Annotated in this window: 19 protein-coding genes and 1 pseudogene; 10 read left to right on the forward strand and 10 right to left on the reverse strand. The window is 55.9% G+C overall.

Annotation, left to right across the window (positions count from 1 at the left end; all coding sequences use genetic code 11):
* Positions 1-488: 488 nt before the first annotated feature.
* The 4 genes from BK658_RS00135 to BK658_RS30195 all read right to left on the reverse strand — a co-directional run bounded on the left by BK658_RS00135 (position 489) and on the right by BK658_RS30195 (position 4,321).
* Positions 489-3,281 (reverse strand): VapE domain-containing protein, encoded by a 2,793-nt coding sequence (locus BK658_RS00135; RefSeq protein ID WP_123580130.1) that lies wholly within the window; start codon positions 3,279-3,281, stop codon positions 489-491.
* Positions 3,278-3,703: a hypothetical protein gene (locus BK658_RS00140; RefSeq protein ID WP_123580131.1), complete on the reverse strand. Its 426-nt coding sequence runs from the start codon at positions 3,701-3,703 to the stop codon at positions 3,278-3,280. Before BK658_RS00140 ends, BK658_RS00135 begins: the two co-directional genes overlap by 4 nt.
* The gene (locus BK658_RS29770; protein WP_148049691.1) at positions 3,687-3,875 is read right to left on the reverse strand and encodes a helix-turn-helix domain-containing protein; all 189 of its coding nucleotides are present in this window, start codon (positions 3,873-3,875) and stop codon (positions 3,687-3,689) included. The genes BK658_RS00140 and BK658_RS29770 overlap by 17 nt, the downstream gene beginning before the upstream one ends.
* A 317-nt stretch (positions 3,876-4,192) precedes the next feature.
* Positions 4,193-4,321 (reverse strand): hypothetical protein, encoded by a 129-nt coding sequence (locus tag BK658_RS30195; RefSeq protein WP_259740029.1) that lies wholly within the window; start codon positions 4,319-4,321, stop codon positions 4,193-4,195.
* Positions 4,322-5,284: 963 nt separating this feature from the next.
* On the opposite strand from BK658_RS30195, the gene BK658_RS00150 reads away from it, so the two are divergent.
* From BK658_RS00150 to BK658_RS00190, 9 genes are all read left to right on the forward strand, one after another.
* Positions 5,285-5,614, forward strand: a complete 330-nt coding sequence (locus BK658_RS00150; protein ID WP_148049692.1) for a hypothetical protein — start codon at positions 5,285-5,287, stop codon at positions 5,612-5,614.
* A gap of 45 nt (positions 5,615-5,659) precedes the next feature.
* Positions 5,660-6,073, forward strand: coding sequence for a hypothetical protein (locus BK658_RS00155; RefSeq protein WP_148049693.1), 414 nt, complete (start codon positions 5,660-5,662; stop codon positions 6,071-6,073).
* Between the two features lie 134 nt (positions 6,074-6,207).
* On the forward strand, positions 6,208-9,120 hold the full coding sequence (locus BK658_RS00160; protein WP_123580135.1) for a type VI secretion system Vgr family protein: 2,913 nt from the start codon (positions 6,208-6,210) through the stop codon (positions 9,118-9,120).
* Between the two features lie 8 nt (positions 9,121-9,128).
* Positions 9,129-13,757, forward strand: coding sequence for an RHS repeat-associated core domain-containing protein (locus BK658_RS00165; RefSeq protein ID WP_259740030.1), 4,629 nt, complete (start codon positions 9,129-9,131; stop codon positions 13,755-13,757).
* Complete coding sequence (locus BK658_RS00170) at positions 13,757-14,140, forward strand: DUF2750 domain-containing protein (RefSeq protein ID WP_123580136.1); 384 nt, start codon at positions 13,757-13,759, stop codon at positions 14,138-14,140. The genes BK658_RS00165 and BK658_RS00170 overlap by 1 nt, the downstream gene beginning before the upstream one ends.
* Positions 14,141-14,298: 158 nt before the next feature.
* A complete protein-coding gene (locus tag BK658_RS00175; protein ID WP_123580137.1) occupies positions 14,299-14,667 on the forward strand; it encodes a hypothetical protein in 369 nt (122 codons plus the stop codon).
* Between the two features lie 82 nt (positions 14,668-14,749).
* Positions 14,750-15,013 carry a PAAR domain-containing protein gene (locus tag BK658_RS00180; protein WP_123580138.1) on the forward strand — a complete coding sequence of 88 codons (264 nt, stop codon included), beginning with the start codon at positions 14,750-14,752 and terminating at the stop codon, positions 15,011-15,013.
* Positions 15,014-16,366: 1,353 nt separating this feature from the next.
* Positions 16,367-16,726 (forward strand): hypothetical protein, encoded by a 360-nt coding sequence (locus BK658_RS00185; RefSeq protein ID WP_123580139.1) that lies wholly within the window; start codon positions 16,367-16,369, stop codon positions 16,724-16,726.
* On the forward strand, positions 16,727-17,026 hold the full coding sequence (locus BK658_RS00190; protein WP_123580140.1) for a hypothetical protein: 300 nt from the start codon (positions 16,727-16,729) through the stop codon (positions 17,024-17,026). It abuts the gene before it with no gap.
* 465 nt (positions 17,027-17,491) lie between these two features.
* Here the strand turns inward: BK658_RS00190 and BK658_RS00195 are convergent, their stop codons facing one another.
* From BK658_RS00195 to BK658_RS00210, 4 genes are all read right to left on the reverse strand, one after another.
* Positions 17,492-17,746, reverse strand: a complete 255-nt coding sequence (locus BK658_RS00195; RefSeq protein ID WP_123580141.1) for a hypothetical protein — start codon at positions 17,744-17,746, stop codon at positions 17,492-17,494.
* A gap of 181 nt (positions 17,747-17,927) precedes the next feature.
* The gene (locus BK658_RS00200; protein WP_123580142.1) at positions 17,928-18,182 is read right to left on the reverse strand and encodes a helix-turn-helix domain-containing protein; all 255 of its coding nucleotides are present in this window, start codon (positions 18,180-18,182) and stop codon (positions 17,928-17,930) included.
* Between the two features lie 120 nt (positions 18,183-18,302).
* A complete protein-coding gene (locus tag BK658_RS00205) occupies positions 18,303-18,950 on the reverse strand; it encodes a hypothetical protein (protein WP_123580143.1) in 648 nt (215 codons plus the stop codon).
* Positions 18,943-20,274 carry a tyrosine-type recombinase/integrase gene (locus tag BK658_RS00210; RefSeq protein ID WP_123580144.1) on the reverse strand — a complete coding sequence of 444 codons (1,332 nt, stop codon included), beginning with the start codon at positions 20,272-20,274 and terminating at the stop codon, positions 18,943-18,945. Before BK658_RS00210 ends, BK658_RS00205 begins: the two co-directional genes overlap by 8 nt.
* Positions 20,275-20,651: 377 nt before the next feature.
* Between BK658_RS00210 and BK658_RS00215 the strand changes: the two genes are divergently transcribed.
* Positions 20,652-21,395: a hypothetical protein gene (locus BK658_RS00215; RefSeq protein WP_123580145.1), complete on the forward strand. Its 744-nt coding sequence runs from the start codon at positions 20,652-20,654 to the stop codon at positions 21,393-21,395.
* On the opposite strand, the pseudogene BK658_RS00220 reads toward BK658_RS00215, so the two are convergent.
* Positions 21,367-21,983 (reverse strand): annotated as a pseudogene (locus BK658_RS00220) (recombinase family protein). The gene BK658_RS00215 and the pseudogene BK658_RS00220 sit on opposite strands and share 29 nt — an antisense overlap.
* 224 nt (positions 21,984-22,207) lie before the next feature.
* Positions 22,208-22,510 carry a hypothetical protein gene (locus BK658_RS00225; RefSeq protein WP_123580146.1) on the reverse strand — a complete coding sequence of 101 codons (303 nt, stop codon included), beginning with the start codon at positions 22,508-22,510 and terminating at the stop codon, positions 22,208-22,210.
* Positions 22,511-22,802: the final 292 nt, after the last annotated feature.

Below are 22,802 nucleotides of genomic sequence, written 5' to 3' on the forward strand. Positions count from 1 at the left end.
TAGTCATATCCTGCCCTATCAAGCCATAAATATAATATAAACCCTTAAAGTTTTAAAAGTAGGTGTATCAGCTGTATCTTATGTTGCAGACCACGGATTACGGGGCTTTCGGCTGATACGGGTAAAATTTCGCACGCGTACCACCTGCATCAGTCGCACACAAAAAGCCAAGACATTGCTCAGGGCTTTTTCTGAAGATGCACGTATCACGTGTGACACGCGTATCAGTCAAGGCGGCGCCGGGTTATCGCTTCCAGCCTGTCCAGCCATGGACATGTCCGCACACCAGTTGAAGACAGGCTACAGGCATGCCGCTCAGCGGCCTGCTTGCCAGTCAACCATGGCGGCAACATGCATGACCAAGTCCGCGCCAGATGTCACCCTGACCAGCCTTCCGGACAAGGCTCCAGCGCAAGGCCCTGAGACAGGCACAAAAAACCCGGCACAGTGGCCGGGTTGGGATTGCTCAGCTTAGAGCGGGTAGGATTTCAACGCTTCCAGCCGCGTATCCGACGCCCATGCCTACGGATCAGGCCTGACGACCAGCCAAGCTCCTTGAGTGCACCGGCAATCAGCTTGAGGTCGGCCATGTCCCTGCCGTTAGGGTCTCGTCCCTGGGAGGCCTTGAAGACCTCGCCAGAGGTCAAGTCCTCAAGTGGCACGGCGCGCTTGTTGGTCCATGGAAGGCCTCGGTCGGACGGCTCTAAATAGTCGATGTGCCTCGCTACGTGCTCGCTCCATGGATTCGTCTCCAGCCGCTCTGCCTGCACAACGGTAGCTGCTGTCTCCAGGTCATGAGAGAGCCACCAAGGCTCGCCATCATTGAATCGCGCTACGGCCTCGGCCCACAGCTGGTCTCGATTGCTGATGAGCAGTTCGACATCGATCTTTTTACAGGCAACCGGCCAGAAGCGGCGGCCACCCGTCGAGTCTCTCAGGTATGCGCCGTCTGCGTCGGGGTTCACAGAGCCGATGAATATCGCCTGCCGAGGATGCTCTTCTGTTCGCCGGCCATACGGGGCTCGGTAGGTGTCAACGCGGCGTGCGAGAAACGATTTAATTGTGTTGACCTCCGACCTGCGCAGGCCCGACAGCTCTGCAAGCTCGACGACCCAGCGCCCTTGCAGGCCAAGCATGGCGTCTTTGCTAGCGAGATCATCGGAGCCGAGGTTTTCGGCAAACCAACCAACGTCGGGCACCAGGGCGCGGATCAACGATGACTTCTTCAAACCCTGCGGGCCTTCAAGGACTAGAGCTGTGTCCATCTTCGATCCTGGCTGGAGGACGCGAGCTGCAGCACCTATCAGCGTTTTGGCTGCGACGGCGCGGTGGTATGCATCGTCGTCAGCGCCTGCGCATTCGATAAGCCACTTGCTCAACCGAGGAACCCCGTCCCATGCCAAGCCTTTGAGGTAATCCCGCACGGGGTGACGTGACCGCTGCCTAGCAAGAGTCATGACTCCATCGGAAATAATGCTAATAGGCAGCGTCACGCCTAAAATGCTGGCGCACCAAGCGCCTAGCATCATATCGTGATTGTCAGTCCAAGGGCCAAGACTGCCGCCGCCAGGAAGCTCTTTCTCCACCACAACACGTTGAGCGAACTCGTCAAAGTGAACTGCGGTCGACCAATCTTCGCGAGCGCTGAGGATGCCAGCGAGCGCTGCGCCTGATGGTCTTGTGTGGAGCATGGCTAGGTTGTACTGAGCCCGAACATACTCGGCCGAAGCGATTTCCTCGGGCACTCTTGAAAGGTCAATTTCCCCGATCGCAATAGACCGCTGGGTCAGAGCGTTCGCGGCCATCGCTTTATCAAGTTTACCCTCGGACCAGTGCTCCCAGCGCTGAAGACTCGCCAGGCGGACAAGGCCGTGCACACGCTCAAGATCCGCAGCTCGAAGCAGCTCAACGGTCGCGCTGTCGCAGCGCCAAAACCCAAATACCGAACCAAGACGCCCGAGCGGGAAGATCCCAAGTTCGTTGACGCCTCCATCAAGGTTTGCGGATGGGGGCAGGCCACTGTGTTCAGCCGGCATCTGATCTTTCTGCGGGCTCATCGACCCAAGCCAAGGAGATTGGAGTTCCCCCTCAATCGGCTCAAACTCGGCAACCGGTGCCGCCTCTTCATGGGCGGCCTCGACAGCGCGAGACGGCGTGGTGACTGGCGATGCGTCATCATTTGCGGCCGGAGCAAAGCGCTCGCGCACGTCTGCCGCCAACATGGCGTTCGCCTTCAGGAACGGGAGTAGCTGGAAGCCTTCAGGGTTCTCGTCGGCCAAGTCCCAGCCGCACGCGACGCCAGTAGGCGGAACGATGAACTTAACCGCGGACGCCTTGTCGGCGATGTGATCGAAGATGTCGAGCATGGCCGCGGTGCCAGGCTGCTCCAGGAACGGAACAAGCTGACCGGCCTTCGGATGGGTGTCGACATAGACCTGCTGGTCGGCGTCCGGCCACAGGCCCACGCTGCGGTTGGTCAGCGGCGTCCAATCAACGAACGGGACTGCCTTGCCGCCACCGGGCCATGAAATGACGATGACCTGGTCGAGGCTGATGCCCGCGTCGAGGAACTTCTGCTGGCCAGCATCGCAGGCTTTCTCACCCTCGACGATTACGATTTGCGCGTTCTGGTGTTTGGCGATCTTGTTCAGGCCGTACATAGGTCTAGGTTTCGAGAACGACTGCCAGCGCCATGACATCTCGCCGGTCTCGGTATTGACGCAAAATGCCTGCGGTATTACTTCTTTCCCAGCTCCAGGCTTCTCGAATCGACTGATGCAGCCAATGAGCGCGCCGTTGGCGTCCAGATAGTCCCAGCGCTTGCTGGCGATCAGCTTTTTCCATTCGCCATCACGCTGGATGTTGTAAATATCCTTCGGTTTGAGTTTTGTGTCGGCCGGCACAGGAACGATTGGCACCCACTCTGGCTTCACTTCAGCCTTGACCGTTGATCGCTGCGCGGGAACCGCCGTAGCATCAAGCAGGTCTCCTACTATGCGACTCACGGCGTCACGGAAACCGACCTGCTCGAAGTCCACGACGAAGTCGATGGCATCACCGCCAGCGCCACAGCCGAAGCAGTAGTACATGCCTTTATCAGGCACGACTGAAAATGATGGGCTTTTTTCCTTGTGAAACGGACAGCATGCTGTGAATTCTGAACCGTTCTTTTCGAGTTCTACGTACTTTGAAATTGTACCGACGATGTCGGACTTAGCGCGCTCCAATGTTGACTCGGGAATCTTTCGATGGGCTGCTTCCTGGCAGCGAGCGACGCTCATGCGAGGTCTCCAGCAGCCAGGCCGGCCAGGTGGTGAAGATCCGGCAACTCGTACAAACGGTTGTACTGGTCGCGCCAACCAAGAGTCGGAGGCTCATCGAACCGGCCAACCTGACGAAGTCCGCGAAGGTCCTCGGGCGCCGCATGGCCGCGCACCTCTACGCTTGAGCCGTCCGGCCCAGAGTATGCGCACACGTCGATTCCGCTTGGCGCCAGGGCATCGCCGAACCGGAAAAGAGCGATCATCGAATTCAAAAAATCAAAATCGTTCAGGTTGTCGAGAAGGGGTTGCGGTGTTGCGACGGTACAGGCACAATTACTCATATTAGAGCACTCACTCTTGCTGACAGAAGCACTCGCCAAAGTGCTGTTATTACTAAGCCCGTCCGCCAAGACGGGCTTTGTTTTATCGAAGTTCTGCATTTTTTTGTGCCTCCAGCCAGCGCTCAAATTCCTCGCGTCGATACCGAACGCTTCTTCCAGCCTTCAATGCTAAGTCACCAAAGCCATAGCGGTTGTTCCATCGCCACTGAGCTTGTGTAGCCCTTGGGATTTTCGCTTCACGTTCAACGTCGAGCGGTGTCATCAGGTTCATTAGTTGCCCTCACGGACTCTGGATCTATTCGATTAGTGTTCTGTTACGACAGTCAGGCAGCAATGCCAGTAGATGTTTGTCGATGAGAGTTATATACCGCAAAGCTGGACTCTGGCGCCATGATCAGATATGAGTCGCTTCTCATGGTATTAAGTGGTTTTCTATATACGGCGGGGTGTTTAGAGCGGAGTTACTCAAATACGAGACATAGACATAGTTGTCATTAGTTTCGACTTGGTTATAACTCCAAATTTGGACTCCATGCGATAGCCATGCTCCATCCGCACCCCGGCCCGCTTGTAGCTGTTGCGTGGCTATCAGGTGCCGATGGCTAGCCGGATCATCTGTCCCGAGCTCCACCAGGTACATGGCAGCAGCGCAATCACCAGCAGACGCTGACTGTCATCCAGCAGCGTCCAGTCAGCTACCTGCGTAATTGCATTCATCTGAACACCGAATTGCATTGGACCTGAACACCCAATTGCATTCCCACTGAACAGCAGTTGCATCACTTGCACAGCTGGGGATTGTGGATGCACGCTTCTGGCGCAATGGGCGTGGCGCATACCGATTCGCGACTTTCGCTGTGGCTTCGGGATAGGAGGGGCCCTTTCATTCGTTAAGGTGCGCAATTGCATCCCATCTGACGCACCTGTTTGCGTTCCCACTGACCAGCCAATTGCATTGGTGCTGACCATCGCTTGCATCCGACTTGACCATTTCTCGCTGAAAAGGCGACCGGCAGTGAACAGCCAAAAGCAGCCGGTGGACGGAGCGATGGCAATGAGCTGCTATGCTTCCTTCTACTGCCGGAGCAGATTGGGGGCTTTCCGGCCATGGCTTATAACGCGCCTTCAGTGGTCACTAGGCTGTCACAATGCCCAGTCTGGTCAGAGGGCAGGCAATGTTATCCGTCAAGCCCGCGAAGGCGCTATATCCCCACTTATTTAGGGTTAGCCATGTTTAGCACGCTGGATTCACAACCGCAGGAATGGCTTCAGCACGACCCGGAGCTGCTTCACACGCTCTGTGTATGCTGTTTTCGCGATCCTGTCAGTGCTAGAGAGTGGGTTCATCGGCTCGTACCGCGAGACAAAAACGGCCAACTCCTCAAGTGGTCTGCCAAAGGCCGCACAACACGTAACCTTGACCGAAGGACCCAGTTCGCTGAACGGGTGAGTGCGTTATACGACCAAATGGACTTTTCGGTCCATTGCATATCGTCAACTGAGGCGCAAATCTCTCAATTCGCTCAGGCATTCTTTCTCCATTACAACCAGAGCATCACACAGGAACTGGACTCCAAAGATCGAAATTGTCTCGTATTTAAGATAAACCAGCAATAGACCATAAAGATGCCCGCATTGAGGGCGGCCAAGCTACTCTGGATATATTTTTGCGTTAAATACATGAAGGAAGTAAATAACCTGACAGGGTTCATTTACAGCGATTGGTTTTGCGCCGATGTACCAGAAGGTGAGGACAGGGCTCTTGGAGTTTCTTTCGTAAACTTTCTCCTCACGCAAACTGGCATCAATCTGCAACTCTCCATCCCGCACAAGGCAAGTCAAAGCGAGGCAGACTTACTCTCCGATTGGTTTGCTGGGTGGAGTAACAGCTCAAAAGGTGGCACTGGCAATCCTGAACTTTCTGCCAAGTTTGACCAACTGATTGAACGTGCTTCACAGAAAATCGATTGGATTATGTTCGCTTGCAATGTTGAGGTCGCACAAGGCTAACATTCCCGGCTGAAGGTAGCCCGCTCACTCTACAACGTGTTGTTGATGGTGAGCGTTGAGCTACATACACGTAAAATCGGTTTACCACTGTTAGGCTTGTTTATCCGAGACATTCTGCCGCTTGGGCTTGAGCAGCATCTCAAGATGTGGATGATTGAAAGCGACTTTATGCAGGCATCCGCACACCTCAATCTGCTGGTCTACAACACCAAGCACGGTTACAAGCGCTCGTTAAGTTGGCTGCAACGGGTCAAGATCATGCAGCGCTTGCTCAAAGGCGATTTTGGGCTGGATGTGCAGTTCGCCATGGCCCCACAATTCGAGCTCAATAATGAACTGGATATCCCAGAGGTTACCGCCAAGAATTACTGGCGTGCAACACGACTACGCGAGTGGGGTTGGGAGCAGATTGTGAACGGTCGGTGTGAAAAATTTCCGCCGTCAGAGCTTCTTCTGTAGTCCCGAGATATCAGCGTAATCATTGTCGTGTAGGAGGGTTCTGGTTCTGTCCTAATCCATTCCCCTATTGTGAGAGCTGGTGACTATCGGTCATCATTCACCGACCAATAGTGCAATGAATGGAACTCGCTCGCATGCTGGATGCAAATGCTGCGCATATTTCCTTGGTGATCGAAGGCGCCTCCACCGATCTTCAGGTACTCAGTTTCAAGGGACGCGAGGCCCTGAATGAGCCTTTCTGTTTTGATCTTGAATTGGTCAGCACCAATCCGGGTCTTGCCCTCGAAGAATTGCTGCACAAGCCGGCATTCCTGACGTTCGGCTCCAGCAGCCAGGGCAAGATTCACGGTCAGGTGTACAGCATTGGCCAAGGCGAAACCGGCCGCCGGCTGACGCGCTATCACATTTCCCTGCGTCCGCAACTGGCCTACCTGGCTCACCGGGTCAACCAGCGCATCTTCCAACAGATGACCGTGCCGCAGATCATTGCCCAGGTCCTGCAAGAGCATGGTATCCAAAGCGATGCCTATCGGTTTCATCTCGGCACTACCTATCCCGAACGCGACTACTGCACCCAGTACGACGAAACGGATTTGCATTTCATCCAGCGCCTGGCGGAAGAAGAAGGCCTGAGCTACCACTTCCAGCACAGTGAGCAGGGCCACTTGCTGGTGTTCGGTGATGACCAGACAGTGTTCCCCAAGCTTGCCCCCGTGGCTTATCAGCAAGACACCGGTTTGGTGGCCGATACGCCAGTGATCAAGCGTTTCGGATTGCGCCTAGCAACCCGTACCAGCCGGGTTACGCGGCGCGATTACGATTACACCAAACCCTTGTTCCAGCTGGAAAGCGACGCCAAAAGCACAGCCCAGCCGGATCTGGAGGATTACGACTACCCCGGCCGTTTCACTGACCGTGTTCGGGGCAAGCAACTCGCCACCCGGGCCCTGGAACGTCATCGCAGCGACTTCCGATTGGCCGAAGGCAAGAGCGATCAGTCGCTGCTGGTCAGCGGGCACTTCCTGCCCCTGACCGAGCATGGCAACGCCAGTTGGAACGATCTATGGCTGCTCACTGAGATCACTCACGAGGCCAAGCAGCCGCAGGTGCTGGAAGAGTCGGTAACCAGCGACACCACCGACAATAAGGATGACTTTCACCAGGGCTATCGCAACAGTTTCAGTGCCATTCCCTGGGACGCGCTATACCGTCCTGCGCTGGAACACCCCAAGCCCCGCATCCTCGGCAGTCAAAGCGCGGTGGTTACTGGGCCTGAAGGTGAGGAAATCCACGTTGACGCCCTGGGCCGGGTGAAAACCCAGTTCTTTTGGGACCGCGAAGGCCAGCATGACGATAAGACCACTTGCTGGATACGCGTGGCATCGAATTGGGCTGGGCAGAATATCGGGGCGATTTCCATACCGCGTGTAGGCATGGAAGTGTTGGTGACCTTCCTGGAAGGAGACCCAGACCAACCCCTGATTACCAGTTGCCTCTACCACTCTGTTCACCTGCCTCCGTACAAGTTGCCAGACTTCAAGACCCTGGCCACGGTCAAGAGCAAGGAATACAAGGGCAGTCGCGGCAACGAACTGCGCATCGACGACACCACCAGCGAAATCAGCATCGCCCTGCGCAGTGACCATGGCGCCAGTGCCCTGAACCTCGGCTATCTAACCCATCCGCGCCCGTCCGGCGGCCAGCCCCGTGGCGAAGGTTTCGAGCTGCGCACCGACCGCCATGGCGCAGTGCGCGCCGCCGCCGGGTTGCTGATCACCACCGAGCCACGGCCGAACGAATCCAAGCACCACAAGGACCTGCCGGAAACCGCCGAACGCCTGGCCACCGCCAGCGATCAGCAGGACGGCTTCGCGATGCAGGCCAAGGAGCTGCAAGCCCAGGAACCGGGCGATCAGGATGACGTGGCCAAGGCCCTGCACAGCCAGCATCAGGGCATCCTCGGTAGTGGCCCGGCGAACATGAGCGCCAACGAGTTTCCGGAATTCACCGAACCGCATCTGGTGCTCGCCAGCCCGGCCGGTATCGCGCTGACTACCCCGCGCTCCAGCCATATTGCCACCGGCGAACACCTGGCCTTGAGCAGCACCGGCCACACCAGCCTGTCGATCGGAAAACGCCTGCTGGCCAGCGCCAGTCGCGGCATGCGCCTGTTCGTGCAGAGCATGGGCTGGCGCCTGGTCGCGGCGTCCGGCGATATCGACATGCGCGCCTTGAAGGACAGCATCAACCTGCTGGCCAAGCTCAACATCACCGCCAACGCCGACCGCATCACCATCACGGCCAAGACCGAGCTGGTAATCCAGGGCGGCGGCAGCGCGACCACCTATAACGCCGGGGGCATCACCCACGCGACCACCGGCCCTTACACCGCGCATGCGGCGAACTTCGCCTACACCGGGGCCAAGAGTCTGGCCGGCGCCTTCCCCGAGCCGCCGAAACCGGGCAAGGGCAATCTGGAGTTGTTCAACCAGTACGCCGGGCGTCAGGGCATCAAGGAGGGCGACTTCGAAGTCATCGATGCGCTGGGCAAAAGTCTCAAGGGCAAGCTTGATGCCAAGGGTTTCGCCAGCGTCTCCGGCGCGGCACCGGGGCCGGCACGCGTGCTGTTCGGCAAGGACCCGGCGAACACCTGGAGCGATGGCAGCTACATCGGCAAGCCCGAGTGGCCACGCGAACAACCGGGGGCCGAGAGTATTCCGGCGCAAGTGCAGGCGATGGTCGCCCAGGCTCTGCCAAGTGGCGGCAGCAGCGCCGGGCTGCTGAAAAACGCCCCGGCCCTGGCGCAGAGCGGTATCGGCGCGGTGCAAACCGGCCTCGGTGCCGTGCAGACCGCGCAACAGGTGCGCGGTGCTTTGCAAGCCGGATCGGCCGGGGTACCGCAGCTCGCCAGTGCAACGCTGCCGACGGCGTCGCGACTCCTCGGCGCGGCGAGCAAGAGCGGCAAGTTGCCGCGTCTGCCGGCCGCGACCGCTCCTAAGACTTCCCTCAAAACCCCGGGCCTGCGGGCGGGTGAGATGCTTTCATGACGACTGAAATGGCTGTTGTAAAAAAACGTGAACCTCAGGTGGCGGTCGTGCCGCTGAACCTCATCAAAGTCGGGGATGTCGGACGCAGCGCCGCACAATTCGACGCATGGTTGCAATCCACCAGCGGCGGTGTGGTCACCCTCGACCGGATCAAGAACGTCGCTGGTGCGCTGCCGGTGGTCGGCAACATCATGGCGCTGGTCGATGCCTTGAATGACATCATTACCCTGTCCACCAGCCAAAAACGGGAAGTGCTCGATTGGGTCAGCCTGGGCATCAACCTGATCGGTGTCTTGCCCATGCCGCCGAGCATGGCTGCCGCCCGCATGAGCCTGCGCCCGACGCTGTTTCTGGTACGCCAGGAACTGAGCCAGGCCGGCAAGATGTTATTGGGTGATTCGCTGATCGAGATCGTGGTCGGGCACCTGAACGCCGATATCGTCGGTACCATCGATGACTTCGTGAAACAGGCTCAGACCAAGCTCAAGGAGATCCTCGACGACGCCGGTAAGCTCGGGGAAAGCGTGATCAACGAGATTGCCACGGGCCTGGAGAAAGTGCTCAACGGCAAGCTCGACGCCAAGGGCAATCTGCACGAGGCGGAACAACTGGCGAGCGCCGCCAGCGATCAGTTGCTGCATGATCCCAAGGCCGCCATCAGCAACATCTTCAGCGCTGTCGCCAATGTCTACAAGGCCGCCGGTAAAGGCGTCGCCAACAGCGCCGCCGAGCACCTGCTGTCTGACAAGGCGAAGGAAGAGGCACTGGCTAACACGGCTTCGTTGCGCGCCCTAGGCCCGGAGCTGCGGACTCAGCTCAACCGTCTGAGCGACACCCAGATTCAGAACTCCATCGGCGCGTTGCTGATGGTACTGGCCGGCGCTGTCGCGACCTGGCGCCTGCGCAACGCTCATGGTCAAGGTGGCAACGTCAAACCCGGCACGACCAGCCAGGCAAAACGTAAGGCGGGAGAAGGCAAGACGGAGGTTAGTCGAGACGAGGAACCTGCAACAAGTCGTCCCAGTGCCGAGAAGAACGGAGTCTGCCCCTGTACCGATCACAGCATCAGCTTTGCCTTGGGTTCTGAATCCCTTGGCCATACTGACTTCAGCTTGGATGGGCCGTTTCCCATTGAATGGACTCGCACTTACAGCTCGGGTCTCGATGCTTTTGACTGTAGTGAACTCGGTGCACGCTGGATCACTGCGTTCACCACCCGTTTTGACAACGTTGACGACGGTCTAGTCTTCCACGACGCTGACGGCCGCAGTCATGATTACCCTCTACCCAAGGTTGGCCTGTTTCACTACGACGCTATCGAAAATCTGACCCTAGTCCGCGTCAGTGAAGATCAGTTGTTGCTCTGCCGTGGCTTCGAGCGCAAGGAAACTTACGTTCGCCGTGGCCAGCGTTTCCTGCTGACCGGCGTGGTGCTGCGCAACGGCGCGGGGATCATGCTGCATTACGAGCATCGCCATGGCGAACTGTCGGTGCTGTCGGACCTGATCACCTATCAGGACGACGTGACCAAGGTGCATCTGCACCTCGGCACACTGATTGACGATCACGGACGGCTGATTGGTCTCTGGGACATCCGCGATGGTGCCCCTCAGCGCCAACTGTGCAGCTATCAGTACGATGCTTACGGCGACTTGACCCTGGCCCAGGACGAGAACGGCGCCGCCTGGCGTTATCAGTACGAGCATCACCTGATCACCCGCTACACCGACCGCACCGATCGCGGGATGAACCTGCAATGGCAAGGCCACGGCGCCGATGCCAAAGCGGTGCGTGAATGGGCCGATGACGGCAGTTTCGACACCCGCCTGGAGTGGGACGAAAACATCCGCCTGACCTATGTCACCGATGCTCACGGCAACGAAACCTGGCACTACTACGACAGCCTTGGCTACACCTACCGTATCCGGCATGCCGATGGGCGTTCAGAGTGGCTCTTCCGTGATGATGCCAAGAACCTGATCCGCCATGTCCACTCCGATGGTAGTACCGACCGCTACAGCTACGACGAACGCGGTAACTTGCTTGAACACATTCACACTGATGACAACGTGGTGCACTTTGCTTATGACGATCAGGATCAACTGATCAAGATCAGCGACGCCGAAGGCGGTCAGTGGCAGCGAGTATATGATCTGGGCGGCAACTTGGTGGAAGCCATCGACCCGCTAGGCAACAAGACCGAGTACGCCTATAACCCGGCGGGCCTACCGACGGCGATCAAGGACGCCAACGGCAACGAAAAAGAACTCGAATACAACGACGCCGGCCAGCTTGTGAAGTACACCGATTGCTCCGGTAAGGCCAGTGCTTGGGAGTACAACGAGCGGGGGCAGATGATCTGCTTTACCGACGCGGCTGGGCAGAGCACCGAGTACCAATACAAGGCCGGGCAACTGGCGCTGATCAAACATCCGGACAAGACCGAGGAACGTTTCGAACGTGATGCCGAGGGGCGTTTATTGGCTCATGTCGATGGCCTGGATCGTTGCACTACTTGGAGTTACACCGGCGCTGGTTTGGTTGCCGAACGGGTTGATGCCGCCGAACAAACCCTGCGCTACCGCTGGGACCGCCTCGGTCGATTGATCGCGCTGGAAAACGAAAACGAACAGCGCACACAGTTCCAGTACGATCCTGTGGGTCGTTTGTTGGAAGAAATAGATTTTGATGGACGAAATACCCGCTATCAGTACGACCCCGAAAGCGGTCGATTGGCCAGAACCGTCAACGGTAAGCGTGTAGTCGAAGTCAGTTTTGACCGAGCGGGCCGACTTGCAGAACGACGCGCCAGGATAGGTGATGAATCCCAAAGAGAAAGCTTCGCCTATGACGGCAACGGCAATCTGATACTGGCCAGCAACGAGCAGAGTCGTTTGCAGTGGTTTTATGATCCAGCAGGAAACCTGCTGCGCGAGCACCAGCACTATTTGGGCCTGGAAAAGCCAATGGTTGCAGTCTGGCAACACGAGTACGACGTACTCAATCAGCGCATAGCCACTACTCGTCCGGATGGCCATCGCGTCAGTTGGCTGACCTACGGCAGTGGGCACTTGCTGGGTCTACGCCTGGATGAACACGAATTAGTGGGCTATGAGCGCGATGACCTGCACCGCGAAGTCACCCGTCATCAGGGCAACCGCCTGCTGCAAACCCAGAAGTGGGACCCGGCCGGGCGTCTGCAAGAGCAACTGCTGGGACGTAGCGACGACAAGTCCACGCTGCTCAAGCGCGAATACAACTACGATGCCGCCGGCCAGTTGACCGATATCAACGACAGCCGCCGTGGTCCCCTGGCCTACCGTTACGATCCGGTCGGCCGCCTGCTCAGCGCTACCAGTCGCTTAGGCGTGGAAACCTTTGCTTTCGATCCGGCCAGCAACCTGCTGAATGACAACGCCACGGAAATCCGACGACCGCTGGATCAGGACCAGCCGCGCAACAAGTTGCTCGATAACCTGCTGCGTGAGTACGCCGGTACTCACTACGAATATGATGAGCGCGGTAACCAGATCCAGCGTTGGCACAATGGCAGCCACAGCCGGATGCAATGGGACCTGTTCGACCGTCTGGTGCACTTTGAAGACGCCCGCCTGGCGGTGGACTACGCCTACGATGCCCTCGGTCGTCGCCTGCACAAAAACTCCAGCGCGCACTACAAACAACGCCCGGAGGCCGGTTCTCAATGGAACCGCAACGAACATGCGCGCAAACAACGGGAGTACGGCTGCGGGTTCACCCTTTATGGCTGGGACGGCGATAACCTGGCCTGGGAAAGCAGCCCGGCCCAACTCGATGGCAGCGCCGGTCGTACCGTGCACTACATCTTCGAACCCGGCACCTTCGTTCCGGTGGCCCAGGCTCTGCGGCACAAGTCGATCCACCTGCCGGACTTACCCGACTACGGTGGCGACTACAGCCAGGATGACGACCCGCTGTGGAATCACAAGCCGAGTGCGCAACCGTTCGATGTGCTGGCCTGGTATCAGTGCGACCATTTGGGCACACCGCAAGAACTGACTGACCAGAATGGCGACATCGCCTGGAGTGCGCAGTACAAGGCTTGGGGGGAGGTGCGTGAGCAGCGTTCTGAGTGGGCGCAGCAGCAAAGACTGATCAATCCCATTCGGTTCCAAGGGCAATATCACGACCATGAGACGGGGCTACATTACAACCGGCACCGGTACTATGATCCGCAGACCGGACGGTTCATCAGCAAAGACCCTATTGGGTTGGCTGGTGACATCAACATCTACCTCTATGCTAAGAACCCGACTCTCTGGACTGATCCTCTTGGTTTGGCAGCCAAGTTACTATGCCCAATTTGCTGCGACGGTTCACACGGCAGGTCTAATAAACAGGCAAAACTGAGAGCTCTGGCTGACGATCCCAAGCAACCGCGTTGGGTCAGAGGCTGGGTGAGAAATGAGATGCGGCATATTAAAACCAAAAACCGTACCTCAATCAGGCTTCCAGGAAACTCGCGCAATTCTCGAACACCGGGTAAGGAGCTTGCTCACGGTCGCGGAACTGAGGCGAAGGACGGATACTGCTATCGTCATTCGGAGTTGCAAGATGCTGACTTGCACAAGACTCAACACAAAATCGGAGGGTACTGATGGCTGCTCATCATAAGAAAATCGAAAATATCTTGAAGCTAGAGCCTCAAGCTAGATACGACTACTTCATCCGAAAGGTTGCAGACTTCGAGGTCGTCTGGGGCTTGTTCGACAATGGGTGGGCGACTGCTGAGTCCGGAAAGATAACAGCTGTTCCATTCTGGCCCGAGGAGGACTTCGCGACTCTGTGTGCAAGTGCTGAATGGAAGGGGTTCACAGCAAAATCCATTGAGTTGGACGATTTCCTAATGCGTTGGCTTCCCGGAATGCAGGGTGATGGTAGGATCTGCCAAGTATTTTCGACGCCTGATGAACAAGGTCTTCTCGTACCACCCGAAGACTTGCTGGGCGCCATCAAGCAAGAACTTGAGCAGTATGAATAACCTTATTGGTTGACGTTGCGCCGTCCACTTTATATGGGCGGCGACTAGGCCGTGAGCATATCCAGAATGACCGATCGATTTCACAAGATTGCTTTTGAGCTGATATCTAACGAGGATGATTACCCTCCAGTTTCGGCTGGATCGCTGTGGGGTATTAAATGAGTACGCCCACAAATCAGCAGGTATATGCCAAGGCCAAAGAGCTCGTTGAAGCCATAGGTCTGCGAGACTCCGAGGCACTACAGCAAGATTTTAGGATTACCAACGCCGTAGCTGATGAAATTTACGAATCCATCGATGCCTACTTCGACAAAGGCACAAAATTGTCCATCGCCCCCGAAGAGACAGCCTTTGATTCGTTCGGGCAACAGCGTCCTTTCATTGATGCCTACGAAACAAACGACAAAGCACTCGGATTAGAATGCGTCATTTTTGCTGATGGCACACCTAGTGAGGCCATCCTTCATATTGAAGTTTCCGAAAGCAATGGCCAACTGGCGGTTTATTACAAGTACATTGGCTCCTGATACCCAGATGAGAGCATGAGATCAACAGGAGCTATTGGCCCTTGTTGATTCAAGATAGAAACAGGATGAGGGCAGTCGCACAATGAAAGACATCATCCGCTTGGGTGACTCCACTAGCCATGGTGGAGTGGTACTTGAGGCGTTCTCCCAAACCGACCTAAACGGGAAGCCGATTGCGGGAGTTGGTCACAAAGTCAGCTGCCCGCTGTGCAAGGGTGTTTTCCCCATTGCCGAGGGCAGCAGCACGTACACAGTAGACGGCACGCCGGTGGCATTGGACGGTATGAAAACCGCTTGCGGAGCTGCTCTTATTGCCAGCGGCCCAAAAGGTGCGGTGAGCAGCTAACCGCAACACCATAAGCGCAAGCATTGATATTCGCGTGATAAGGCGTAGGAATACTTCCCCCAAAGGCGCTATTCACATGGTGCCGAAGGTTGTGAACCTATTCCGGCTGCTTCACCGTAAGTGGCTTGTTGAGTAACCGGATACTGCAGTTCGGACCCTGTCAGATAAAGTAAACTCTTGATGCCCAAAAGCCCCCAGCTTCATGCCATTCTCGACCGCTCCACTCGTTTGCGATTAGCCGTAGATCGTTTGGCGTTGTCGAGCGATGAAACCCAGTGGTCGGGTTGGCATGCGAAATACCAATTTACTTGCGCCCATGGGCACCGCTTCAGCACAACTCCCTCCACATTGGTCAGCCCGAGAGCCAAAGGTTGCCCAAGTTGCATCGCTCAGCAACACATGCAGCTCTTGCTGGACACTGCCCAGTTGCAAGGTGTGATGTGCAGTTGCACAGAGTGGCTGGGTGAAAAAGCCCTGTATACCTTTTCCTGTATTTGTGGCCATCAGTGGCAGCGAAGCGGAAAGAACGCTTTGCGTCATCCTGGTTGCCCGGTATGTGGTAAACGGCAGCGATATCAGACTGCTCGTTTGACCGATGGCCTGGAAAGGCTCCAACAGGTGGCGGCAAAACGAGGCGGTCAGTGTCTGAGTGAAACCTATCTGGGGACGAGCCAGAGTTATTCTTTCATCTGCGCTCAAAAACATACTTGGTACGCCGTGGGCAATGAGATTTTACGCGGTTCATGGTGCAAACGCTGCGCAACAGAAGAACGAGCTAAGCAGCAATTGAAAGCCCAAGGATTTGAGCGCCTGCGAGTCATTGCTGCCAGCCATGGCGGGGTTTGTTTGGATAAGGGGGCGTATCAAGGTGTTCGGCAACACGTCCTTTTTCGTTGCAAAGAGGGGCATGAGTGGAAAGCGCTTGGTAGTCGAGTGCTCCGTGGCTCATGGTGCCCAATATGCAGCATCGATAAACGACGGTTGACGCTGGCGGATGCGCAGAGCACAGCGTCTGCACGCGGAGGGCAATGTCTTTCGACGACCTATGAGAATAACGCTACATATATGCAGTGGCTGTGTCACCGAGGTCATTGCTGGCTGGCACCTTTAGCTGCGATACGAGCCGGTCATTGGTGTATGCAATGTGCTGTTATTGCGCGAATCCGTAGTCGTAAGTCCAAAGCCTTGGTTCGTTATACGGCTGCACCTAGATGATATGCCTGACGACTGCCGACACTTTGATCGTGAGGAACATTTGTACCTTTCCTAGACATGGCTGAATCAGGCATTCGACAATGCGGCGCATCACGCCCCCCAACTCAGAAGGGGCTATCCAAGAAAGGTATTCACCCGATGCTCTATCTTACAAATGCACAACCGACCTGCTGTCCCCAGTGCGGGAAACCTATAGACATCAGGTTGCATGGCTGGGAGGCTCGGGATCAATTCTATAACGCCAAACACCCTTTTCTCTGTGACTGCGGGGCTCGCTACCTCATTGCCGAAGACACGGTGTCCAAGGCCTTCGATAGTGCCGAATCAGTTGGTGGGGATGCGGGTTTCGAGCGAGCGACCAAGGTTAACCTGCTATCAGAGCTCTATGTGATCCTCGGCGCACTCGATGCCCCTGAGGATGTGCTTGATCAAGTTTTTGCAGCGGTCGAGGGATGCCCTCTGCCGTATTCGACATTGCTGCCCTTCGAGATTAAATAGATGAGCAATATTCGCTGGTTTGCTGTTTCCAACCCCGAGTACAAGCGCTACCCCGAATGGCGGCGATCCTTCGGGATTACCGATGAAGGTGTTGTATTTGTGCCGGCCGCCATGGCCGGCGACAGTCCTGAACTCCACGTGATGCTCTGCGCGGCCAATGAGGGTCAGGCTACTGCGGTTCATCTCAATCATCACTTTGTCCCCAGCAACTGGCTCAAGCGGGAGCTCCCCAAACATCATGAGTTGATCGAGATCATTGAGGCACGGGCTCGAAACGAGGACATCACGCTCATTTACTAAGCCAACCATTCTGCACAGAAATATCCAATGCAAAGAAAAGGAATCTTTTCTTTAGCAACGTAAACCCGCCTTAAGGACAATACCTCTTTGCTTAGTGAGCAGGACGGATCACTGCATCCAGTTTCTGCGGTAAGGCCTGCGTGCACATTTTATTTCACATTTATGAGGGCTGAAGCCCGCTAAATACAAGGGGCTGCGAGGTGCTTGCGCCAGTGAACCTTCACATTGTTTGTCAATGCAGCAGAACGTTCCGGGTAATCGCCTGACGATTAGCGAATGGTTTTCCCCGAATTCTGTAGATCCCCAGACAGCTCCCTGATCCCCAGGTGTGCAAGTGATGCAACTGCTGTTCAGTGGGAATGCAACTGGGTGTGCAAGTCGAATGCAATTCGGTGTGCAAATCCATGCAATTTCGCAGCTACCAGTCGAGTGGAGACAGATCACTGCGTAACGCGGCCATTAGGTTCACAGGCTCACCTCGGGAACGGGCTCTCCGAAATGGACGAAGACATCGTCGGCTTTGAGGTGAAAGTTTTCTCCTGCGACGAGCTTTCCGTTTCCGTCAATTATTCGATATCCACCCATGTTTTTTGGGCCGAGGTGGCGCAGATCGCCTTGGAACTCCGCAATGCAGTTATGCCTGACAGCGATCGCCAGTACGTGTGGATGCAGCGCGAGGCCGCGAGGGGAGAGAGAGGTGTTGAGATTTTTTGCGTTCAAGATGATCTCCGGCTCCCGATCAAGGGAGCAGCTGCGACGGTGTCTGGTCGACCGGCGGAGAACCGGCACGCCTTGAGGCGTCCACCGCGCAGCCACATAACGGACCACGCATCTCCCAGCCGAAACGACCAAGCTCCGGGCCAGCGGAATGCTGGCTTTAATATTGTGCAGTCACGAATGTTTAGGCGGTGTGCCCGGCGGTGCGGCTGTCAATGAATTTGGCGAGGTCGGCCAGTCGGTATCGCACCAGGCGACCAACTTTGGCGAAGGGGAGATTGTATCGTCCGGTGGAGCGCCAGACCGCAAGTGTGCCGACCCTCACCCCAAGAGCCGCTGCAGCCTGCTTATCGTCAATTTGATGTGGGGGTTTGGCAGGGTCATAGCCGAGAGCGATGGCTATCTCGAGTTTGATCGCTTCGATATTTGTGGTAGTCATTAAGTAAGCCCCGTGTTTACTGGTGTGATGGGGCTATGATCGGTAAATCGAGGCTTCGATTCACCGCAACTGCGGTAGGCGTCACCGCAGTCGATATTTACCATCCATATTTGCGGTGTATCACTCGACTTCTTTACGGGCCGTATTTGCCTCTGAAAAGATCGTCTCCAGATTGCGCTTACTGAGCCCGCGCAAAGGGAATCGGTCCAAAATGCTTTCAACTACTGCGTTCTGGCGCATTCCGTTCAGTCGTGGATGCTCAACCGGAGCTTTTAGTAACTCCAGCAATGCGCTGATTACAAGAAGGTGTGATGGTTTGGGGGATGCTTCTGCTGCAAGTCGAGCGGCTCGTTCTAGCTCCAGTTCATGTTGCAATAGTTCGACCTCGTTCTTCTGAGAGGCGCCCCCCATGCGACTCACCAAATCTTCAATCGCTGCCGGCCGAAACAGTAGGGGAGTGGAGCGCAAGTCTGCGGTGCCCTCTGCCAATAGGCCATCCTCCAACTCCACTACCAATCGGATGCTCGGAGCATACTGGTCGGAGAGGTGAGCGCTAACAACTGAGTGAATTCCGATTGCCGCAACCGATTGTTGGCCGGCTCTGAGGTATAGCCTTGTGGTGTCGATCTCTGGAGGTGTATTGGCATCAATGCAAGCCTGTCCCAGTGTCGCAGGATCCAGCTCCACACCGGTGTGTTCGAAAAACCAAGCAGTCGCCTGGCGGTGGTCTAGTCGATGGAGGAGGCGGTAGGCAGATGGCTTACTCACTGACTTTCTCCTTTATGCCTGCCGAGGCGAGCATGGCCAGGGTTGCGGTGTTTACTGACTGACGTACCGGATCGAGATCAAGTCGAGCGTAGACTGCTGTTGCTTGCTGTGTTTTGTGGTTCAGGCTTTTGCCGATGATAGCCAGTGACGCACCTGTTTTCGCTTGCCAACTGCCAAGAGTACGACGCAGATCGTGGATGCGCAGGTCGGTCAGGTCATAGTTTGCGAGGTGAATACCCTGCGAATCGGCAAGGGGCCGGTAGAGTTTTTCTGCCTTGGCTGGTGCCTTTGCTAGTAGTTGGTCGGCGTTCTGCCTCTCTTCATGGGAGAGTTTGTCTTCGGCTTGCAAAAGATCAAGCAAGCGACGGACGCTAGCTCGCTTCAGAACGGTAGCCCAGGCCTTTTTGGGTTCGACCAAATGGCCGGTTTTGCCGGTGCCCGGAAAAACAAAGGGTGATTTTTCCGCATGTGTTTTACGCATGCGCAGGATTTCGGTCGCTTCGGGAGACAAGGTTACGTTTTGTGGTGTGCCGTTCTTTGTCATCGACAAGCGCCATACGCCTTCATCGAGATTAAGGTCGCGCCATGTCATGGTCTGTACGTTTGAGCGGCGAGCTCCGGTAAGTAAGGCTATCAGGAAGAAGTCGCTCAAAGTCGACTCGTTAATTGCGGCGAAAAGCTGAGGAAGTTCGTCAGCCTGGGCGAACCGATCACGTGATGGGGCTGGGTTTTTTTGAATGCGGCTGGCCGGATTTACGCCAGTGAAGATCTCAACGTCTGCAGCGAAGTTAAATATCGACGAAATGAGGATGGCGGCACGATCAGCCTGCGCATGGCTTGCTTTGCTTGCCTTGGCATGGATTGCTTTCACCTCGGCTCTGGTAATTCCACTCAGTTTCCGATTCTTGATCGGAAGTAGGTAGATGCGCATGACATCGCCGTAATTGCGCTTTGTTTTTTCACTCAGAGGGGTGCCATCCCGTTTCTTTTTTTCGGCGAGGAACCGCTCGAACGTCTCTTCGAATGTCAGTTCGCCCCGCACAGCGCGCCGGGCTTTTGCAGGGTCGGCCCCGGCAGCGAACTCGCCAAGGATTAGCGTGGCCTCTGTACGCGCTTGCTCGACTGTCATGTCCGGGAATGTGCCGAGCTTCACCCACGCCATCGACGTTCCTGCGCGCTTCACGACATAGAACGACTTTGATCCGCTGGCGCTCACTCGTACCGCCAGTTTGGGAATTTGCGTGTCGTACACGGTTAAGCGCTTGCCGGCTTCAGGGTGTGGGAGTGCCGCCACGGTGGTCTTGGTGAGTTTGAACCTTTCCATTGATCATCAGCGCCTATAGCTATCTGTTCTGGGCTATCACCCGGCTAGCATGGGCTATCAAAATTCGTGTAAATTGGTGATAGCCAATGAAGGCAAGTATCGGCTTAAACCCTTGTTTTGTATAGGTTGAACAACATTGGTAAAGGGTGGTGCTTTGATGGACCCTCAAACTCCTAAGGGGAAGGTTGGCAGTTCGAACCTGCCCTGGGACACCATATAAATCAAGGCCTGCAGCTTAATTTGCAAAATGGCAATTTATCCTGTGACAGCAGGGTGGCAGTAGCAGGCAAAAGAAAGCCCCGCACAGGTTAGCCTGGCGGGGCTTTTTACGACCCATTTCTATCGTTTGGTGCGGCTCGCCCCGTAAGGACCTGTTCATGGTGTTTAAGGATTATGCTGCCATCGCAGCCGGCTTGGCAGGTGTTGCCGGCCTAGTGATCTCTTTAATAACGCTGTTCATGAAGGGCGAAGAAAATCGCCGCACCATTAGATCGCAGCTGACAGACGTGCTCGCGCGCCTGAATGTGGTAAATGCCGAATCTAGGAAATATAGAATTGAGACCGCTGAAAGCGGCTTAAACCCTGAAAAAAGGGCGATGTTTAGCTTCTACAATGACCAAAGGGCGTTCTTGGTAGGTCAGGCCAGGTATCTTATGGATCAGCTTCCTGATCACGTTTCGGATTCCGAGTTTGGGCTTGTAGCAAAGGCATTGGGAGCTATAGGGGATCACGAACTAGCCTGTCATTACTGGGAGATGTGTCTTGAGCGCTCGCCTAGCGACCACGTTAGAGGGATGCACAGTCGAGGATTTGGGGGGTATTTGTTCGGCGAAGGTTACCCCGAATTGGGGCGATTCCGCTTTCAGAGCGGTGTTGCTTTGATTGCTGGTACCAGCGATCAAAGACGCTATCATCGCGTGGAAACTTATCTTCGCTGGGCGGCAGCTGAACGATTTTCAGGTTTTTTCACTGAGGCAAAAGAAGTAATAGATAAGGCAATGGCTGAAGTCTCTCTTATCCAATCGCAGAGCATGCGGAAACGTTGTGCTCAAACAATTCGAGAATACGGAGAAGAACTACCGCAACCGGCGGTTAGGGCGTCAAATCAAGTAATGTCTTAATTCGAAGTACAGTAGTGGTCGAACAGTCGGCGTGCCTAGCTGTAGCACGGATACCCAGTCCGGCGGCCAGAAGCTCCCGCACCCGTTTTGCAGATCCGCGTCAACCGGGCGGCCTTGGTATTTGCCGGCCGCCTTAGCCTTCTCAATACCTTTCGCCTGGCGCTCCCTGCGCTGCTCGTAATCCTTGCGAGCAATTGCGGCCATCATCTCCACCAGCATCGAATTGATCGCGCCCAGCATCCGCCCGGTGAACTCGTCGCCCTTGGTGTCCTGCATCCCCTGGTGGCTCGTTGGCAGGTCGAGCGCGACGATGCGCAGTCCCTTGGAGTCAATCGCAGCCTTGAGCTTCTGCCAGTCCTCTACAGGAAGGCGTGAGAGGCGGTCTATCGACTCCACCAGCAACACATCACCCTTGAGCGCATCCTTGAGCAGACGCAGCAGCTCAGGCCGGTCTGCGGTCGCACCGCTGGCATTCTCCAGGTACACACTGGCAATGACCTTGTTGTGATCGCTGGCGAACTGCTCGAGCGATTTCCGGGCGCGGCCGGCGTCCTGCTCTTCGGTCGATGCTCGGAGGTTTTCACTGATCTCTGTCCTAGGGGCAGAATAAGATGAGGGGGGCTGAGGCCAGGGCAAAGTGATGGAGTCTCACTTTGGTCCAGACGGCTCAAATGTGAGCCACTATCACAATTAAATGCGCCTGCTCCAGCCTGCTGTCAGGCCAAGCCAACGTTAGATAACGGTGGGTTAACGTTATGGGGGGAGGTAAGTGCAGGAAATGCCCCGTCACGCAAAGTGGCGGGGCTGGATGCTTAGTCGATGATGTCCAGGCTGAAGGACGGATTGAGTGTAGTGCCGGTGATCGAGTAAGAGGCGATGGAGCTATCGCCTTCCCTGTAGTCGAAATTGTCACCCGAGTCGTGATTGGGCCCGCCCTGAACGTAGGCCCTGGCCCAGCAGGAGGTGCCTTCAGGAACACCACAAGTGCGAAGGTTGATTTTCTCAACGCCACCGGCTGTGATTACATTGGTTCTATTGGTTTCGCCACCGTCCCACTGGACGCTGAAGGACGAGGCGAACCCGGCTCTGTTATGAAATTCGACGAGATATGGCAAGATATTTTCCTTTCATAAGTTTTAGTGTTTTCTGAATTGTCATATCTCGCCTCTTCGAAGACGAAACGACGACAGCATGAGCAATGTTGCGGGTGACACGTTCCAGCATTAGCCCGGCGTTTTATAATCTACATATCACGCCAGGTTAGTTCTGAACCTTTTTTCCTCATGGTCGCCAAGCAAAGCGCAGAACAGCGTTCAGTATTGACGCATTGAATCTGAGACGCTGCGATAGCGAAGCCTTCCATGGGGAGTTATTTCCTTTTAATCGTAAGTAAGAGAGCGCGTAGTG

Source organism: Pseudomonas brassicacearum (assembly GCF_003732175.1).
Classification (GTDB): Bacteria; Pseudomonadota; Gammaproteobacteria; order Pseudomonadales; family Pseudomonadaceae; genus Aquipseudomonas; species Aquipseudomonas brassicacearum_G.

Coding starts and splice junctions, on each gene's coding strand:
- BK658_RS00135 (WP_123580130.1), bottom strand. CDS start 3,281: ATGAGCGTCGCTCGCTGCCAGGAAGCAGCCCATCGAAAGATTCCCGAG.
- BK658_RS00140 (WP_123580131.1), bottom strand. CDS start 3,703: ATGCAGAACTTCGATAAAACAAAGCCCGTCTTGGCGGACGGGCTTAGT.
- BK658_RS29770 (WP_148049691.1), bottom strand. CDS start 3,875: ATGAACCTGATGACACCGCTCGACGTTGAACGTGAAGCGAAAATCCCA.
- BK658_RS30195 (WP_259740029.1), bottom strand. CDS start 4,321: ATGAATGCAATTACGCAGGTAGCTGACTGGACGCTGCTGGATGACAGT.
- BK658_RS00150 (WP_148049692.1), top strand. CDS start 5,285: ATGAAGGAAGTAAATAACCTGACAGGGTTCATTTACAGCGATTGGTTT.
- BK658_RS00155 (WP_148049693.1), top strand. CDS start 5,660: ATGGTGAGCGTTGAGCTACATACACGTAAAATCGGTTTACCACTGTTA.
- BK658_RS00160 (WP_123580135.1), top strand. CDS start 6,208: ATGCTGGATGCAAATGCTGCGCATATTTCCTTGGTGATCGAAGGCGCC.
- BK658_RS00165 (WP_259740030.1), top strand. CDS start 9,129: ATGGCTGTTGTAAAAAAACGTGAACCTCAGGTGGCGGTCGTGCCGCTG.
- BK658_RS00170 (WP_123580136.1), top strand. CDS start 13,757: ATGGCTGCTCATCATAAGAAAATCGAAAATATCTTGAAGCTAGAGCCT.
- BK658_RS00175 (WP_123580137.1), top strand. CDS start 14,299: ATGAGTACGCCCACAAATCAGCAGGTATATGCCAAGGCCAAAGAGCTC.
- BK658_RS00180 (WP_123580138.1), top strand. CDS start 14,750: ATGAAAGACATCATCCGCTTGGGTGACTCCACTAGCCATGGTGGAGTG.
- BK658_RS00185 (WP_123580139.1), top strand. CDS start 16,367: ATGCTCTATCTTACAAATGCACAACCGACCTGCTGTCCCCAGTGCGGG.
- BK658_RS00190 (WP_123580140.1), top strand. CDS start 16,727: ATGAGCAATATTCGCTGGTTTGCTGTTTCCAACCCCGAGTACAAGCGC.
- BK658_RS00200 (WP_123580142.1), bottom strand. CDS start 18,182: ATGACTACCACAAATATCGAAGCGATCAAACTCGAGATAGCCATCGCT.
- BK658_RS00210 (WP_123580144.1), bottom strand. CDS start 20,274: ATGGAAAGGTTCAAACTCACCAAGACCACCGTGGCGGCACTCCCACAC.
- BK658_RS00215 (WP_123580145.1), top strand. CDS start 20,652: ATGGTGTTTAAGGATTATGCTGCCATCGCAGCCGGCTTGGCAGGTGTT.